At 64.9% G+C, this 16,272-nt stretch carries 14 protein-coding genes; 8 read left to right on the top strand and 6 right to left on the bottom strand.

Features of this window, described 5'->3' with window-relative positions; genetic code table 11:
- The first annotated feature begins 18 nt into the window (after nucleotides 1-18).
- The 3 genes from CH276_RS11020 (at nucleotide 19) to CH276_RS11010 (ending at nucleotide 4,815) form a co-directional block, all read left to right on the top strand.
- On the top strand, nucleotides 19-2,289 hold the full coding sequence (locus CH276_RS11020) for an ATP-dependent DNA ligase (RefSeq protein ID WP_094629169.1): 2,271 nt from the start codon (nucleotides 19-21) through the stop codon (nucleotides 2,287-2,289).
- A gap of 228 nt (nucleotides 2,290-2,517) precedes the next feature.
- A complete protein-coding gene (locus CH276_RS11015; RefSeq protein WP_094629168.1) occupies nucleotides 2,518-3,732 on the top strand; it encodes a lipase family protein in 1,215 nt (404 codons plus the stop codon).
- Between the two features lie 87 nt (nucleotides 3,733-3,819).
- Nucleotides 3,820-4,815, top strand: a complete 996-nt coding sequence (locus CH276_RS11010) for an iron-siderophore ABC transporter substrate-binding protein (protein WP_094629167.1) — start codon at nucleotides 3,820-3,822, stop codon at nucleotides 4,813-4,815.
- 36 nt (nucleotides 4,816-4,851) lie between these two features.
- Here CH276_RS11010 and CH276_RS11005 read toward each other — a convergent pair whose 3' ends face one another.
- The 4 genes from CH276_RS11005 to CH276_RS10990 form a co-directional block, all read right to left on the bottom strand.
- Nucleotides 4,852-6,717 carry an ABC transporter ATP-binding protein gene (locus tag CH276_RS11005; RefSeq protein ID WP_032396785.1) on the bottom strand — a complete coding sequence of 622 codons (1,866 nt, stop codon included), beginning with the start codon at nucleotides 6,715-6,717 and terminating at the stop codon, nucleotides 4,852-4,854.
- Nucleotides 6,718-6,827: 110 nt separating this feature from the next.
- Nucleotides 6,828-9,143 carry an endopeptidase La gene (gene lon, locus CH276_RS11000; protein ID WP_094629166.1) on the bottom strand — a complete coding sequence of 772 codons (2,316 nt, stop codon included), beginning with the start codon at nucleotides 9,141-9,143 and terminating at the stop codon, nucleotides 6,828-6,830.
- Nucleotides 9,144-9,252: 109 nt separating this feature from the next.
- Nucleotides 9,253-9,954 (bottom strand): type 1 glutamine amidotransferase domain-containing protein, encoded by a 702-nt coding sequence (locus CH276_RS10995; protein WP_094629165.1) that lies wholly within the window; start codon nucleotides 9,952-9,954, stop codon nucleotides 9,253-9,255.
- A gap of 65 nt (nucleotides 9,955-10,019) precedes the next feature.
- Nucleotides 10,020-10,802 carry a putative protein N(5)-glutamine methyltransferase gene (locus CH276_RS10990; RefSeq protein WP_094629164.1) on the bottom strand — a complete coding sequence of 261 codons (783 nt, stop codon included), beginning with the start codon at nucleotides 10,800-10,802 and terminating at the stop codon, nucleotides 10,020-10,022.
- 63 nt (nucleotides 10,803-10,865) lie between these two features.
- Here CH276_RS10990 and CH276_RS10985 point away from each other — a divergent pair, with 63 nt between their 5' ends.
- Complete coding sequence (locus CH276_RS10985; protein WP_045197485.1) at nucleotides 10,866-11,264, top strand: MmcQ/YjbR family DNA-binding protein; 399 nt, start codon at nucleotides 10,866-10,868, stop codon at nucleotides 11,262-11,264.
- Nucleotides 11,265-11,319: 55 nt separating this feature from the next.
- Nucleotides 11,320-12,126, top strand: coding sequence for a pentapeptide repeat-containing protein (locus tag CH276_RS10980; protein WP_094629163.1), 807 nt, complete (start codon nucleotides 11,320-11,322; stop codon nucleotides 12,124-12,126).
- Between the two features lie 3 nt (nucleotides 12,127-12,129).
- On the opposite strand, the gene CH276_RS10975 is transcribed toward CH276_RS10980, so the two are convergent.
- Nucleotides 12,130-12,339: a DNA-binding protein gene (locus CH276_RS10975; protein WP_094629162.1), complete on the bottom strand. Its 210-nt coding sequence runs from the start codon at nucleotides 12,337-12,339 to the stop codon at nucleotides 12,130-12,132.
- Nucleotides 12,340-12,374: 35 nt separating this feature from the next.
- Here CH276_RS10975 and CH276_RS10970 point away from each other — a divergent pair, with 35 nt between their 5' ends.
- The gene (locus CH276_RS10970) at nucleotides 12,375-13,262 is read left to right on the top strand and encodes an oxidoreductase (protein ID WP_094629161.1); all 888 of its coding nucleotides are present in this window, start codon (nucleotides 12,375-12,377) and stop codon (nucleotides 13,260-13,262) included.
- Between the two features lie 74 nt (nucleotides 13,263-13,336).
- Here CH276_RS10970 and CH276_RS10965 read toward each other — a convergent pair whose 3' ends face one another.
- On the bottom strand, nucleotides 13,337-14,608 hold the full coding sequence (locus CH276_RS10965) for a GGDEF domain-containing protein (RefSeq protein WP_176459203.1): 1,272 nt from the start codon (nucleotides 14,606-14,608) through the stop codon (nucleotides 13,337-13,339).
- Nucleotides 14,609-14,920: 312 nt separating this feature from the next.
- Here CH276_RS10965 and CH276_RS28180 point away from each other — a divergent pair, with 312 nt between their 5' ends.
- Entirely contained in the window at nucleotides 14,921-15,295 is a 375-nt protein-coding gene (locus CH276_RS28180) for a hypothetical protein (RefSeq protein WP_141214692.1), read from the top strand.
- 87 nt (nucleotides 15,296-15,382) lie between these two features.
- Nucleotides 15,383-16,267 carry a pirin family protein gene (locus CH276_RS10960; protein ID WP_094629159.1) on the top strand — a complete coding sequence of 295 codons (885 nt, stop codon included), beginning with the start codon at nucleotides 15,383-15,385 and terminating at the stop codon, nucleotides 16,265-16,267.
- Nucleotides 16,268-16,272: the final 5 nt, after the last annotated feature.

Here is a 16,272-nt window from a genome sequence, read left to right as displayed (position 1 = left end):
GGCCGTTAACCTGAGACGATGGCCACCCTCGAGATCGATGGTCGCAAGGTCTCCGTCACCAACCTCGACAAAGTGCTGTTCCCCGAAACGGGGACCACCAAGGGCAACATCATCGAGTACTACGTTGCCATCGCGCCTGCGATGCTTCCTCACCTCGTGGGCCGAGCGGTGACCCGTAAGCGTTGGCCCAACGGCGTGGACCAGTCGTCGTTCTTCGAGAAGAACCTCGCCGCCTCCGCACCCGACTGGCTCGATCGGCGTTCGATGCAGCATTCCGACCGCGTCGTCACCTACCCATTGTTCTCCACTGCAGCCGATCTGGCCTGGCTCGGTCAACAAGCAGCCATCGAAGCGCACGTGCCGCAGTGGCGGTTCGACGGCACCGAAGCCGGACCGGCCACCCGCATGGTCTTCGACCTCGATCCCGGCGACGACGTGGATCTCGCGCGATGCGCCGAAGTAGCCTGCGAGATAAGGGATCTGATCGGCGATATCGGGATGACCGCATATCCGGTCACCAGCGGCAGCAAGGGAATCCACCTGTACGTGCCGCTCGAGAAACCGCTGTCGACCTCCGGCGCGTCCACGGTCGCCAAACGTGTTGCCACGCTGCTCGAAGAGCGCTCGCCGGACCGGGTCACGGCCACGATGGCGAAGGCGAAGCGAACCGGGAGGGTGTTCGTGGACTGGAGCCAGAACAACGGCAAGAAGACCACGGTCGCCCCGTACTCTCTCCGTGGACGAGCACTCCCCACGGTCGCGGCACCACGCACCTGGGACGAGCTGGAAGCATCGGGGCTGCAACAACTTCGATTCGAAGAGGTCCTCGAGCGATTCCAGGATTTCGGCGATTTTCTCGCAGAGCTGGACCCCACCGTCGACTCGGCACCCGAAAGTAGTTCTGCCACGGACAAACTCGTCAAGTACCGCAGCATGCGTAGCGCCGACAAGACCCCCGAACCGATACCGGCCGCCACCGAACCGCAGGGCAACAACGACACGTTCGTGATCCAGGAACACCATGCCCGACGGCTGCACTACGACTTCCGACTCGAGCACGACGGCGTCCTGGTCTCGTGGGCCGTCCCGAAGAACATCCCGGTGGACCCGAAGCAGAACCGGCTGGCGGTACACACCGAGGACCACCCACTCGAATACGCGTCGTTCTCCGGTCGGATACCCAAGGGCGAGTACGGCGGCGGTGACGTCTCGATCTGGGACAGCGGAACCTACGAACTCGAGAAATGGCGAGAGGACGAGGTCATCGTCGTTCTGCACGGAAAGAAGGCGACCGGGCGCTTCGCCCTGATCCGCACCAAGGGCAATCAGTGGCTCATGCATCTGATGAAGGACGCACCCGACAAGCCCGAGCCGAAGAACATCTCGCCGATGCTCGCCACCGCCGGCGACATCCTCGATCTCCCGGACGACGAGTGGTCGTTCGAGGGCAAGTGGGACGGGTTCCGCATCATCGCAGAACTGACGCACGGTTCGATGACGCTGCGCACGCGAAGCGGTAACGACTACACCGAAAAGTTCGGCGCACTCCAATCTTTCGCAGATGACCTGGCCGAGCACGACGCCATCGTCGACGGAGAAGTCGTGGTATTCGACGACGACGGGGTCAGCAGCTTCGAGAAACTGCAGAACGCCACCCGTGACCAGATCCGATTCATCGCGTTCGATCTGCTTCACCTCGACGGCACGTCACTGCTGCGCAAGAAGTACTCGGATCGACGACGGCTGCTCGAACTACTGACCACAGGACTCGACTCGGTGCTGGTGCCACCGCGGCTGACGGGGACCGCTGCGGACGCCATCGCCGAAAGCAGAGAACGAGGCTGGGAAGGCGTCGTCGCCAAACGAACCGACTCCGTCTATCAACCCGGCAAGCGCGCCCACACCTGGATCAAGCACAAGAACTGGCGGACTCAGGAGATCGTGATCGGCGGGTGGCGTCGGGGGCAGGGTCGTCGTTCCGGTGGGTTCGGCTCACTCCTGATGGGCATTCCCGACGGGGACGGATTGCGATACGTAGGGCGCGTCGGAACCGGGTTCGACGACCGTGCGCTCGATACGCTCGCTGCCCTCCTCGCGCCACTCGAGGCGTCGGACAGTCCCTTCTCCTCGGTGCTGCCCGCGGCCGATCGGAACGGAGCGGTGTGGGTCGAGCCGGTGCTCGTCGGCGAGGTGCGGTACTACGAGGCCACGGAATCCGGCCATCTGCGGCATCCGAGCTGGCGCGGTCTCCGCCCGGACAAGGAACCGAAGGCAGTGCATCGGGAATGACGAGAAATGCCTCGGGTGAAAAACTTGGACCCGGTCGGAAAAACCAGGATAGGTAACGTTCGGTTGCCATAAAATGAGCCGATGCGTACCGTTGCGCCCATCGTTTCCGGGGGGAGCGTAACAACTCGAGCATCATCAGCTATAACGGTTTGCGGGCCGGCTCTACGGGGGCTTGCCAGATCGCCGCAGCGCTCGTCGCTTCGGTTCAGGCACGGAGGGGTTTACCACATGCGGGTTCTCAAGTTGGCAGGCGCTGTCAGCATGACGGCGGTTGCAGTTCTGTGTTCGTCACTCGTCGGCGCAGGTCAAGCTGCTGCTACGCCGCTGTACCCGACGCCGATCGCCGACGGCTTCTACGCACCGCCAGCCGATCTCGATGCGCTCGCTCCGGGCGACGTGATCTCCAGCCGCCCGATGCCACCGCCGCCCGGATTCTTCGGCGTGGACGTGTGGCAGTTGAAATTCCGCTCCACCAATTCGGCCGGCGATCCCATCGCCGCAATCAATACCGTGTTGGTTCCACAAAACAAAGCACCGAACGGCCCTTTACTTTCTTACCAACACATCATCAATGCACTCGGTCTCGAATGTGCACCTTCACAAGCGCTCTGGACCAACGATCCCAATTTGATGATTCGTGAGGCGCCTGCTCTGAACGCAGTACTGCAGCGCGGGTGGACGGTCGTCATCGCCGATCACCTCGGACCCAACAGCGCCTACGGTGCCGCCAAGCTCGGCGGGCAGATCGTGCTCGACAGCATTCGCGCCACTCAGCGCTTCGATCCCATCCAGGTTCAGCAGAGCCCCGTTGCGTTGGCCGGCTACTCCGGCGGCGGAATGGCCACGGCATGGGCAGCCGCGCTTCAGAACGACTACGCGCCCGAGCTGAACATCGTCGGCAGCGCGAACGGTGGCGCTCCGATGAACCTCGAGCGGATGGCCCGCGATCTCGGTTTCGCCCCGCACCCCATGTTCGGTCTGGCGTTCGCTGCCGCGCTCGGTATCGAACGCGAGTACCCCACCCGCATCCCGATCAGCTCTCAGCTCAACCCGCTCGGCAAGGAGATCGAGAACAAGATCCAGAACGGGTGCACCAACGACATCATCGCCGCGGGCGCGGGTAAGAGCGCCATGGAGGTCGCAGGCACGCTGGACCTCATCAACAGTCCGGAAGCGATCGCCGCCGTCAACGACAACAGCGTCGAGCTGTATCCCGGTGTACCGAAGGCACCGTACTTCGAGTGGCACAGCCCCACCGATGCGTTGATCCCGGTCAGCGCCATCGACAACACGATCGCCCGATACTGCCGCGCCGGAGTGCTCGTGACCGAGGTGAAGGTGCCCAGCAACGATCACCTGACCGCTGCCGTACTCGGCCTGCCACAGGCCCTCGAGTGGATCGACCAGCGATTCGCGGGAGTGCCGGCCACGACCAACTGCTGATCGCGCCGCCCGACCCCCTCGCACATGATCGACGCATCGGTGGGTCGGTTAGGCTAACCTCGCTAACTTCAGTTGCGAGGAGATCACATGAAGAAGACCGTCCAGCTCGTGGCCGCCGGTGCGTCCGTCCTGGCTCTGGCAGCGGGCTGTTCGTCCGATGCCGACACCGACGCATCCGGTGGCCCCGGTAGCGCCGCCGGCTTCCCCGTCACCATCGAGCACCGTTTCGGTGAGACCGTCATCGACGCCGAACCCACCCGTGTCGTGACGATCGGCTTCAACGAGCAGGACTTCGCACTCGCGCTGGGCGTCAAGCCCGTCGCGACACGCGGCAACCTGAGCTACGACTACCGACAGCGCCCGTGGGCTCGAGCAGCCCTGGGCGGAACCGAGATTCCCGAAGTCGGCAGTACCGACCTCGAGCTGGAGCAGATCGCGGCGCAAGCACCCGACCTGATCCTCGGCCCGTACTCCTTCATCGACCAGGGCCAGTACGACACCCTGTCCGGGATGGCCCCCACGATCGCCGACATCGGCGGCTACGACGACGTACCCGCCGCAACCTGGCAGCAGGAGTTCGCCGTGGTCGGCGAAGCCCTCGGCAAGTCGCAGGAAGCCCAGGATCGAACGGCCGAGCTGGAGCAGAAGTTCGCCGACACCGAAGCCGCGAACCCCCAATTCACCGGCAAGTCACTGTCTCTCGCGTTCGTCATGGACGACGGCAGCTACCTGCTTCTCGGCAAGGACGACATCCGTGCCCTGTTCTTCACCGACCTCGGCTTCGAGATTCCCGACGCTTCCGAGACCATCAGTGCGGAGAACCTCGATCGACTCGACACCGACGTCCTCGTCATCGCCGGCCAGAGCCGCGAGCAGCTGCAGGCCAACCCTCTGCTCGCCGCCCTCGACGTCGTCCGGCAGGACCGGACCGCCTACATCGGCTCCTTCAGTACGGACCTACCCTCGGCCCTCGGATACTCGAGCCCACTGTCGCTGGACTACGCGATCGACGGATTCACCCCGATGCTCGCCGCCGCAACCGACGACGACCCAGCAACCGTGGTCCCGGACCCGGTTTCGTAGGGTCACTCCGCAGGCTCCGATCCCGGCTTCGCAGGCTCACTCCGCCTGCGCGAATTGCGTCCGATGCAGCTCCTCGTAGCGGCCTCCTGCTGCGAGGAGCTCGTCGTGGGTGCCGCGCTCGGCGACTCTTCCGTCCTCGATCACCAGGATCACGTCCGCAGCTCGGATGGTCGACAGCCGGTGCGCGATGACAACCGATGTCTTGCCTTCCAGCGCCTCGGCCAACGCGGCCTGCACCGCGGCCTCCGACGTCGAGTCCAACGATGCCGTTGCCTCGTCGAGGATGACCACTCGCGGCTGTGCGATCAGCAGCCGCGCGATCGTCAGACGCTGACGCTCACCACCGGAGAGTCGATACCCGCGCTCGCCGACGACGGTGTCCAGACCGTCGGGCAGGGAGCGCACGAGGTCCGCGAGCCGCGCCCTCGAGAGCGCATCCCACAGTTCGTCGTCTGTGGCGTCGGGACGCGGCAGCAACAGATTCGACCGAATGCTCTCGTGGAACAGGTGCCCGTCCTGGGTCACCATTCCCACTGTGCCGCGGACGGATTCGGCCGTCAGGTCCCGCACATCGACGCCGCCGAGCCGGACCGAGCCGCCGTCGACGTCGTAGAGCCGTGCGATCAACTGCGCGATCGTGGACTTGCCTGCACCGGATGTGCCGACCAGCGCGACCATCTGGCCGGGTTCGGCTCGGAACGACACACCGTGCAGAACCTCCTCTCCCCCGCGCGAATCCAAGGTGGCGACCTCCTCGAGCGAGGCGAGCGATACTTTGTCCGCGGACGGGTACGCGAACCTGACATCATCGAGTTCGACGGCCACCGGTCCGGGCGGTAGCGCTGTCGCGTCGGGCTTGTCGGCGATCAACGGAACGAGGTCGAGGACCTCGAATACTCGCTCGAAGCTCACCAATGCGCTCATGACCTCCACGCGGGCGCTGGCCAGCGCGGTCAGGGGTGAGTACAGCCGGGCCAACAGAAGTGACAGTGCCACAACCGAACCCGGGTCCAGAGTCCCACGGAGGGCATAGAAGCCGCCCAATCCGTACACCACGGCGAGCGCCAGTGCCGAGACCAGTGTCAGCGCGGTGACGAACACCGTCTGCACCATGGCACTGCGCACTCCGATATCGCGCACCCTGGCCGCCCGGACCGCGAACTCGACCGATTCCTGTTCGGGATGCCCGAACAACTTCACCAGGGTTGCTCCCGGTGCCGAGAAACGCTCGGTCATCTGCGTACTCATCGCCGAATTGTGCGCTGCCGCTTCCCGTTGCAGCCGCGCGAGGCGTCGACCCATCCGGCGCGCAGGAAGCACGAACACCGGCAGCAGGACCAGTGCGAGAAGGGTGATCTGCCAGGAGATTCCGATCATGACCACCAACGTCAGTACCAGGGTCACGAGATTGCTGACGACACCGGACAGGGTGGTGCTGAATGCGCGCTGCGCTCCGATCACGTCGTTGTTGAGTCGACTCACCAACGCACCGGTGCGGGTTCGCGTGAAGAATGCGATCGGCATCCGTTGCACGTGGTCGAACACGGCCGTCCGCAGATCCAGGATCAGGCTCTCGCCGATGTTCGCCGAGAGCCATCGGTTGATCAGACCGACCACAGCGTCCACCAGAGCGATCCCTGCGATCGCCGATGCAAGCAGTACCACCACGCGTAGCTCTCGCCCGTCGACGATCGCATTGACCACCCGCCCCGCCAAGACCGGAGTCGCCACTGCAAGAACGGCCAGAGCCACGCTGAGCACCAGAAACCCGCCGAGTGCGCGGCGATGCGGTGCCGCGAACGTCAGGATCCTGCGGGCCGTCTCCTTCGAGAACGACGACTGGGTGTCGGGCCTGTTCATCGTGCGATACATCTGATTCCAGGCGGTCATCTCCATGCTCATCCCACCAACGTAGAACCTCGACATGACTCGAGGTCAAGCGCGGCACCCGAGACCGACGGGAGGGGCAGGCGGCCGAGCCACCTGCCCCTCCCACGACGATCACCGCGGCGCTATGCCGCAGCAGTTGCCGTCGCCGGCTCCAGCGCGAGCGCGAGAATATCCGCGACGTCGGTCATCGGACGAACATCCAACGCCTCCAACACCTCTGCGGGTACGTCGTCCAGGTCCGGCTCGTTGCGCGCCGGAATGAACACGGTCTTCAGTCCCGCACGCTGCGCAGCCAGCAACTTCTGCTTCACCCCGCCGATCGGCAGCACCCGACCGTTCAACGTGACCTCACCGGTCATGCCGACATCCGAGCGCACCGGACGCCCGGTGGCCATCGACACCAGGGCGGTCACCATCGTCACACCGGCCGAAGGACCGTCCTTCGGCACCGCGCCCGCCGGAACGTGCACGTGAATTCTCCGATCCAGAGATTCCTGCGTGACGCCGAATTGCGCTGCGTGCGAGCGCACGTAGGACAGAGCGATCTGTGCGGACTCCTTCATCACGTCGCCGAGCTGGCCGGTGAGCTCGAGCCGGGAGTCGCCTTCGGTCGCCGCGGCCTCGATGAACAGCACATCTCCGCCGAGTCCGGTGACCGCGAGACCCGTTGCCACTCCTGGTACTTCGGTGCGCTCGTGCGCCTCGGGTGTGAACCGCGGGCGACCGAGGTACGGCACCAGGTCCGGCTCGTCGATCTTCAGGACACCGGTGGTTCCCACCAGCTTCGTCGCCACCTTGCGAAGCGCCTTGGCCAGCAATCGCTCGAGTTGCCGCACACCCGGCTCACGGGTGTAGTCGGCCGCGATCTTGCGCAGCGCGGCGTCGGTGACCGTCACCTCCTCGGATGTGATTGCCGCCCTGTCCATCTGACGGGGAAGCAGGTAGTTCCGGGCGATGACGACCTTGTCGTCCTCGGTGTAGCCGTCGATGGTCACCAATTCCATGCGGTCGAGCAACGGCCCGGGAATCTGGTCGATCACATTGGCGGTAGCGAGAAAGACCACGTCGGACAGGTCGAGGTCCAGATCGAGATAGTGATCACGGAACGTGTGATTTTGAGCCGGGTCCAGCACCTCGAGCAACGCAGCACTGGGGTCGCCGCGATAGTCCGAGCCGACCTTGTCGATCTCGTCCAGCAGGACAACCGGATTCATCGATCCCGCCTCGCCGATGGCCCGCACGATCCGGCCCGGCAGCGCGCCGACGTAAGTACGACGGTGCCCGCGGATCTCGGCCTCGTCGCGGACGCCGCCGAGAGCGACACGTACGAACTTCCGACCGAGTGCACGTGCGACCGACTCACCGAGTGAGGTCTTGCCGACTCCGGGCGGACCTGCGAGCACCATGACGGCACCGGACCCACGCCCACCGACCGACTGCAGTCCACGCTCGGAGCGACGGGCCCGGACGGCCAGGTATTCGACGATACGATCCTTCACGTCGTCGAGTCCGTGGTGGTCGGCATCGAGAACCGCACGCGCCGAATCGATGTCGTTGTTGTCGGTCGTGGTGTTGTTCCACGGCAGATCCAGCACGGTATCGAGCCAGGTGCGGATCCAGCCCGACTCGGGGCTCTGATCGCTGGCCCGCTCGAGTTTGCCGACCTCACGCAGCGCCTGTTCGCGCACCTTCTCGGGTAGATCCGCTGCCTCGACGCGGCCACGGTAGTCGTCGGCACCGTCGGGCTCGTCCTCGCCGAGTTCCTTGCGGATGGCCGCCAACTGCTGCCGGAGCAGGAACTCCTTCTGAGTCTTCTCCATGCCCTCGCGGACGTCACCGGAGATCTTGTCGTTGACCTCGACTTCGGCGAGATGAGCCTTGGTCCACTCGATGAGTGAGGTCAGACGCGTTGCCACGTCCGGGGTTTCGAGAAGGTCCCGTTTCTGCACGTCGGTGAGGTACGACGCGTAGCCGGCCGTGTCGGCGATCGCGCCCGGGTCGGTGAGTTTGTTGACCGAGTCGATCACCTGCCACGCATCTCGGCGCTGCAGCATCGCAACGACGAGTTGCTTGTACTCGGCCGCCAGGGCTTTGAGGTCGTCACTCGGGGGCACATCTGCAACGGTCTCGGCCTCGACCCACAGGGCGGCACCGGGTCCGCTGACTCCGTGGCCGATGTGCGCGCGGCGCGTGGCCTTGATGACAGCGGCCGGGCGGCCGTCTGCGAGGCGTCCCATCTGCACGATCGTTGCGAGGACTCCGTATGCGGCGTAGCGGTCCTCGAGACGCGGCGCGACGAGCAGCGTGCCGTCGTTGCTCGCCTTTGCGGCGTCGACGGCGGCACGCGCTGCCTCGTCGAGTTCTACGGGCACCACCATGCCGGGCAGGACGATCGGGTCGGTCAGGAACAGTACGGGGACACGAACGGTTTCGGTCACTTCTCCTCCAAAGGATTGAGCTATAGAGGCTCAACTTCGAAAGCAGTAGTGATGTTCCCGCCGATGTTCCTTGTTCTCCGTGGGCAGAACGCCGACCGCCCCGCACCGGTTACTTCAGCGCGCTGACCAGCTTCTCCGCGAGGGGACGCGTCGACGCCGGGTTCTGACCGGTGTACAGGTTCCGGTCGACGACGACCTTCGGTGCCCACGCGTCGGTGGAGTCGAACTTCGCGCCGTTCTCGCGCAACCGGGACTCGAGCAACCACGGGGCCTTGTCGGCGAGACCTGCTTGGGTCTCCTCTTCGTCGGTGAATCCGGTGAGCTCGTACCCGTCGAACGCCCAGGTTCCGTCGCTGCGGACGGCGGGGAGCAGGGCGGCAGGCGCGTGGCACACCGCGGAGACCACCTTGTTCGAGTCGAGGAAGTCGATCACCAGTGCCCCGAAGCTCTCGGAGACGGCGAGGTCCTCCATCGGCCCGTGACCACCGGGCACGAAGACGACGTCGAAGTCGGACGCCTTCTGCTCCTCCAGCTTTGCGGGCGAGGACAGGATCGACTCGATGGAGGCGAGGTAGCTCTTCTGATCCGCCACCTTCTCCTCGTCGCCGCCGTTGGCATCGACGGCCAAGCTGCCCTCGTCGACGACCGGAGCCTTACCGCCCGGCGTCGCGACCGTGATGTCCCAGCCTGCGTCTGCGAACGTGCGATGGGACTCGACCAGCTCCTCGGCCCAGTACCCGGTGGGGTGCTTGCTTCCGTCGTTCAGGGTCCAGTGGTCGGCAGCGGTGACTGCGAACAGCAATGTCGTCATGGTCGAACAACCTCTCGTCGTCGGTATCCGATCCTGCATGCCACGCGGGAGCCCGATCGAAACCCTCACCGACTCGGAGTCGAACCGATCACCACGACGGCATCGAGTGCCTCGGATTCGTCGATGCGACCGGTGAAGCCGGCGTCCACTACAGCTCGTAGCGTCGAATGCGCCAGTGCTGCACTGGTTTCGATGAGGAGGTGGCCGCCGGGAGCCAGCCAGTGCGGCGCACCGACCGCGACCCGACGATGAATCCCGACACCGTCCGTACCACCGTCGAGCGCGATGTGCGGCTCGTGGATGCGCGCCTCTCGTGGCATCAGCCCGATGTCGGCCGTCGGAACGTAGGGCGCGTTGACGACGATCGCGTCGAATCTGCCGCGCATCTCCGGCGGCAGGGCGTCGTACAGGTCGCCGCGATGTACGTGACCGACCGGTGCCGTGCCTACGCCTGCGGCGACATTGCGAGATGCACACCGAACCGCCACCGCGTCGACATCGGCAGCATGCAACTCGGTGACACCGTCGACCGACAGGCCTATCGCCCCGGATCCACAGCACAGGTCCAGTAACACCGAAGGATGCAGCGCTGCAGCACATTCGACGAGAAATTCGGTTCGCCGGCGAGGTACGAACACGCCCGGTTCGACGGCGATGCGTCGACCACAGAACGCGACCCAGCCGACGACATGCTCGAGCGGTTCGCCGGCGACGCGGCGTGCGAGCATTGCGGTCAGCACCGCCGGGGTCGACGCGGACTCGACGAGAATGTCGGCTTCCTCTTCGGCGAACACACATCCGGCTCTGCGCAGCGAGGACACCACCTCGCCGTACTCGAGTTCCGACATCGACCGTGCCTTCCGGAGTGCTTTTCGCCCGCCTGCCCGCCCGCTGAAATACTGTAGTCCGGTATGTCGCACGACAGGACGAACTGGGAAGCCGCTGTCCGACGGATGTGCTTGGCCCTGCCCGAGACCTACGAGGAGCAGGCATGGGTCGGGACACGCTGGCGAGTTCGCGGGCGCACCTTCGCCCACGTTCTCGAGATCCTCGACGGCGCCCCGCCTGCATCCGCCGCAGCCGCCGGCACCGACGGTCCGGCTCACGTGCTGATCTTTCGCTCCAGCGGAATCGAACTCGACGCACTGTCCGCCCGTGCCGGGTTCTTCAAGCCCGGATGGGGTCCGCAGATCATCGGAATGCTGCTCGACGAGTCCGTGGACCGGACCGAACTCGGCGAACTGATCACCGAGAGTTACTGCGATCGCGCCCCGAAGAAGCTCATCGCACTGCTGAATCGACCGGAGTGACTGCCGCGAACAAACTCGCTTGACGCTGCCTCGCGTCGGGGGACAGAGTGGCCGCATGCGCGCGCCCGAGAACTTGCTGGCCGATTGCGGCAGTTGTTTCGGACTCTGTTGCGTCGCTCTGCCCTTCGCGAAGTCGTCGGACTTCGCTGTCGACAAGGCCGCCGGCGAGCCGTGCCGGAACCTCCTCGGGGACTCGCGGTGCGGCATTCATTCGACGTTGCGGGAGAAAGGCTTTCCCGGGTGCGCGGTGTACGACTGCTTCGGTGCGGGCCAGAAGGTATCGCAGTCCACGTTCGCCGGACGCAACTGGCGGCAGCAACCGTCGAACTCGTCGGAGATGTTCGCGGTGTTCCCGATCATGCGTGATCTGCACGAACTGCTGTGGTACCTCGCGGATGTGCGTGACCGGGATTCGACTGCGCCGCTGCACAATCGGATCGGCCACGAGTACGACGAACTGGAGGCGCTGACCGAGTCGGCTCCCGAGGTTCTACTGTCGGTCGACGTCTCCGGGCTGCGTTCGCGAATCAACGAGTTGCTGATCGAGGCAAGCGATCTGGTTCGAACCGAAGTGAAGGGCAAGAAGAAGAACTACCGCGGCCGCGACCTGATCGGCGCACAGCTTGCCGGCGCGGACCTGCGCGGAGCGAGCCTGCGCGGTACGTATCTCATCGGGGCCGACCTGCGCAGGGCGGACCTGCGTCTGGCCGACATGATCGGCGCGGATCTCCGGGGTGCCGACCTCCGCGGCACGGACATGCTCGGCAGCATCTATGCCACGCAGTTCCAGATCGGCGCGGCACGTGGTGACCGAGCAACACGGCTACCCGAATCCTTGGCCCGTCCCAGTCATTGGGCCTGAACTTCAGCCGAGCGAGCGACCGGTCTGCTCCAACGCCGCTTGGACGACCGTCAACGCCTTGGGACCGACACCGTGCAGTTTCTTCAGCTCGGCCGCGGGCACCCCCGCAAGATCGTCCAGGCACATGTATCCCGCCGCGCGGAATGCCCGAGACGCAGGATTTCCGGTGCCGTTCGGAAAGTCCGGACGTTCGTCGGCTTCTGCTCTGCTCACGGGCAAAGTCTAAAACAGACCGGTAACCTGGCGGCGTGCCCGAAAACAAGCAGAGACGCGTTGTCATCACCGGTGCGAACACCGGTATCGGCTACTACACCGCCCTGGAGTTGGCGAAGCGCGGCGACCACGTAACGCTCGCGTGCCGCAACAAGGACAAGGCCGATGCCGCCGCGGCCAAAATTTCGGCGGAGGCACCCCGCGGAACCGTCGACACCGCCACCCTGAACCTCGCGGACCTGGCCTCGGTGCGTGAATACGCCGCGTCGGCACCGGAGTCGATCGACGTGCTGATCAACAATGCGGGCGTGATGATGCCGTCAATGCGGACCGAGACGGCGGACGGCTTCGAGCTCCAGCTCGGCACCAATCACCTAGGCCACTTCGCCTTGACCGGCCTGCTGTTCCCCAAGCTCGCTGCGGACGCGAAGATCACCACGATCGCATCCGTCGCACACCGGCAGGGACCCAAGCTCGATTTCGACAATCTTCAGCTCGAGCGTGGGTACAACCCTCAGCGTGGATACGCCAATTCCAAGCTTGCGAACATCCTGTTCGCTCTGGAACTCCAGCGCCGGATCGACAAGGCCGGACTGAAGATCACCAGCAATGCCGCGCACCCCGGAATCTCGGCCACCGAGCTGTACTCGAGCCCCGACGGGCTGGGCAGCAACAAGATCCTGTCCACCCTCGCTCCGATCGGACTGAAGATCTTCTCGCAATCCGCCAGTGCCGGAGCACGTCCCACGCTCTACGCCGTCGACGTTGCGGGTGGCGGCACGTACAGCGGCCCCAAATCCCTGTTCGAGACGCGCGGCAAGCCGGGCCCGGCGAGCATGACCAAGACCGCACAGGACCCGGCTCTTGCCGCGAAGCTGTGGGACGCCAGCGAGAAATTGACGGGAGTCGGCTACCCGTTCTGACGGGGAACCGTCACCGGGCGGGCGCGGGCAGAGAAAGTCCGCGCTCGCTCATGACAGTACGAGCGAATTGAGCTCTACATCGTCTCGAGCATCGTCCGATTTCCACCGTCCGCTTTCGCTCGGTACATGAGAGAGTCCGCCGCGCGCGTCGCGTCGTTGACCACATCGACCCCTGATGACCATGCCTCCGAATCAGGAGCGATCACGACAGCGCCGGCACTGACCGTGACCGGTATCGGATCCGAGCAGTCCGTCAGCGTGCCGCTCACGTCGAGCACCAGGTCACACAATTGTTCTGCCTCGCCGACGAGGACGGCCACGAACTCCTCGCCCCCGGTTCTCGCCACCACCCCCACCTTCCCGAGGTGGGCGCGGAGTCGGTCGGCAACGAGGACGATGACGGCATCGCCCTGGTCGTGTCCATAGCGGTCGTTGACGCTCTTGAACCGATCGATGTCGACCAGAACGAGAACGAAAGCCAACTGCTCGCGGTGGGCGACCATGCGCAGATCTTCGATGGCATTCTGCAGTCCGCGTCTGTTCTTCATTCGGGTCAGCGGATCGATCTCGGACTGCCGCGCATCCTCGCACACCAACGACCAGGCGATCTGGGCGAAGATCGGGACACCCGACGTCGCCCCTGCGGCCACCAGCACGGCGGCGATCGCATCCCACGGACCCCACAAGCCCTGCACATATGCGGCCGCCCCGATGTAGACGATCACCAGATTGGCGAACACCAGGTGCGCGACGAGCAGTCTCGGACCGAGGAAGAAGGTGCACATCGACCCGGTCAGCGCGAAGAGGAACGTGCCGATCAGCGCCGACGTGGGGACATCGAGAAGAATCACCGACGCAAGACCGACGTCGCCGAAAACCAGGAAAGCCACCAGTTGCCACTTGCGGTCCGGTAGCGGCCCGACCAGCAACCACAGGATCGCGGCGAACTGCAGAACCAGGATGAAGATCACGTAGGCAACCGGACCCGATCCGGTCGGCCCGTTCGGTGACGCCAACATCAGCATCGACACGGCGGCGTACAGAGCCACACAGCTCGCGAACACGACTCGGATCAGTCGGTGCAGCGGACGAGTCGACTTGTGTACGAAAATCCAGTCGAAATCGTGCGGGGCAGCGAACCAGTGGCGAAGAACCTGAGCCGCACTCGGCTGGGGACCGAGCGGCGGAGCGGTGATACTCGAGATCGACCTCGGCGGCGAGGGCGTGCTCGACCGTTTGCGGTGGCGACTACGTGCCTGCCCGTGCGCCCGCGTCGAACGTGGTTGTACCGACGCATTCGATCGCTCGCCGTGCCGCGATGCGGGCGGTCGAAAGTCTTCGTACATGAGGCTCCCTCGAGAAACGACCTGCCCAGGTCCGAAAGCGTACCGATCACCGTTTCGGCTCGCCCGAAATCTCCCGATCCGGTCTCGAACGGCGGCCGGGCGGCGGATCGGGGAGTGGAGCCGAGGGCATCCATCACGATGTGGACGTCTTCCCCCCACACAGAAAGGGAGACACCCACTACTGACGGCGGTCGGGGGCGACAGCAGTAGCGGGTGTCTCATTGAGAATTCGCAGCCCCTCTCGAGGTGGATGGGTGCCGGATGAGAAATATTTTCGAAGTTTTTCCACAACCCGAGGAATAGCCTGTGACCATGCCTTTCACCGCAGCGAATCACTACGACTTCACCGGCGACGACATCGCCGGGACCGTCGATGCCCATCGATCCGCAGGCGTCTGGGCGGCGCAGCTCGTTCTGAGCGGACAGACGTTCGAGTCCACCGACGTCACCCGATCGGACCTGGGTTTCGAGATTCGCACCGTCGTCGACAATCTTTCGGACGGTAACCGGACCCACCTGCTTGTCGTATTACCGCGCGTGACCGTCGACTCCGACGACGACCTACCCGTCACCTTCACCTCCTACGCGGTGCTCTACACGGTCCACGGTGGATCGACCGAGGTGCACGGTGCGGCCGAGTCCTACGACGTGCGGCTGCTCAGCGGAACCGCGTCCCTCGTCGGTTAGTCCGGACCGGGAACAGCCCTCGCCGCATTCGGGTTGTTCCACGTAGTCGATTCGAGCGCCAAGACTTTCGTGCCATCAGGAGCAGACGTGATCGAAATTCTCACCCCACGCGAGGTTCCTCTCGGCGGCCCGCGCGCCCTGAAGGTTCGGCGCACGCTCCCGCAACGGCAGCGTTCACTGATCGGCGCGTGGTGCTTCGCGGACCACTACGGCCCCGACACCTCGTCGATGGACGTGCCACCCCATCCACACACCGGACTCCAGACCGTCAGCTGGTTGTTCTCCGGCGAGATCGAACACCGCGACAGCGTCGGATCACATGCCATGGTGCGGCCGGGTGAGCTGAATCTGATGACGGCCGGCTACGGCATCAGTCACTCCGAGACCTCCACCCCGGAGACCGAGATTCTGCACGGCATGCAGCTGTGGGTTGCCCTGCCGGCTCGATCGCGCTTCACCGCGCCCACTTTCGAGCACCACGTGCCACCGACCCACACGAGCCAGGGGCTGACCGCACGAGTGTTCCTCGGCTCGCTGCTCGGTGAGACCTCACCGGTGGCGACGTTCACCCCGCTCCTCGGAGCCGAGCTCGTGCTCGACGCCGGAGCCCGCGTCACCCTCGACGTCGACTCGACGTTCGAGCACGGCGTCATCGTCGATCAGGGCACCGTGACGATGGACGAGACCGTCCTTGCAGCAGCCGAATTGGGCTACCGCGAACCGGGCAGTTCGACGCTCGATCTCCACAACCCGACCCGAGAGCCGGTGCGACTGCTGCTGCTCGGTGGACCGCCGTTCGGCGAGCAGATCGTCATGTGGTGGAACTTCGTCGGCCGCAGCCACGAGGACGTCGTCGAGTACCGGGCCGCCTACGAGCGCGAGAGCGAGCAGTTCGGCACCGTCGAGGGGTATCCGGGATCTCGACTGCACGCGCCACCTCTGCCCAACAGCCGGATGCAACCTCGCGGCTGAATCAC

Source organism: Rhodococcus sp. 06-470-2 (genome assembly GCF_002258235.1).
Taxonomy (GTDB): Bacteria; Actinomycetota; Actinomycetes; order Mycobacteriales; family Mycobacteriaceae; genus Rhodococcoides.
Note: the sequence above shows the minus strand (reverse complement) of the source record. Positions and strands in the feature narration are given on the sequence as shown.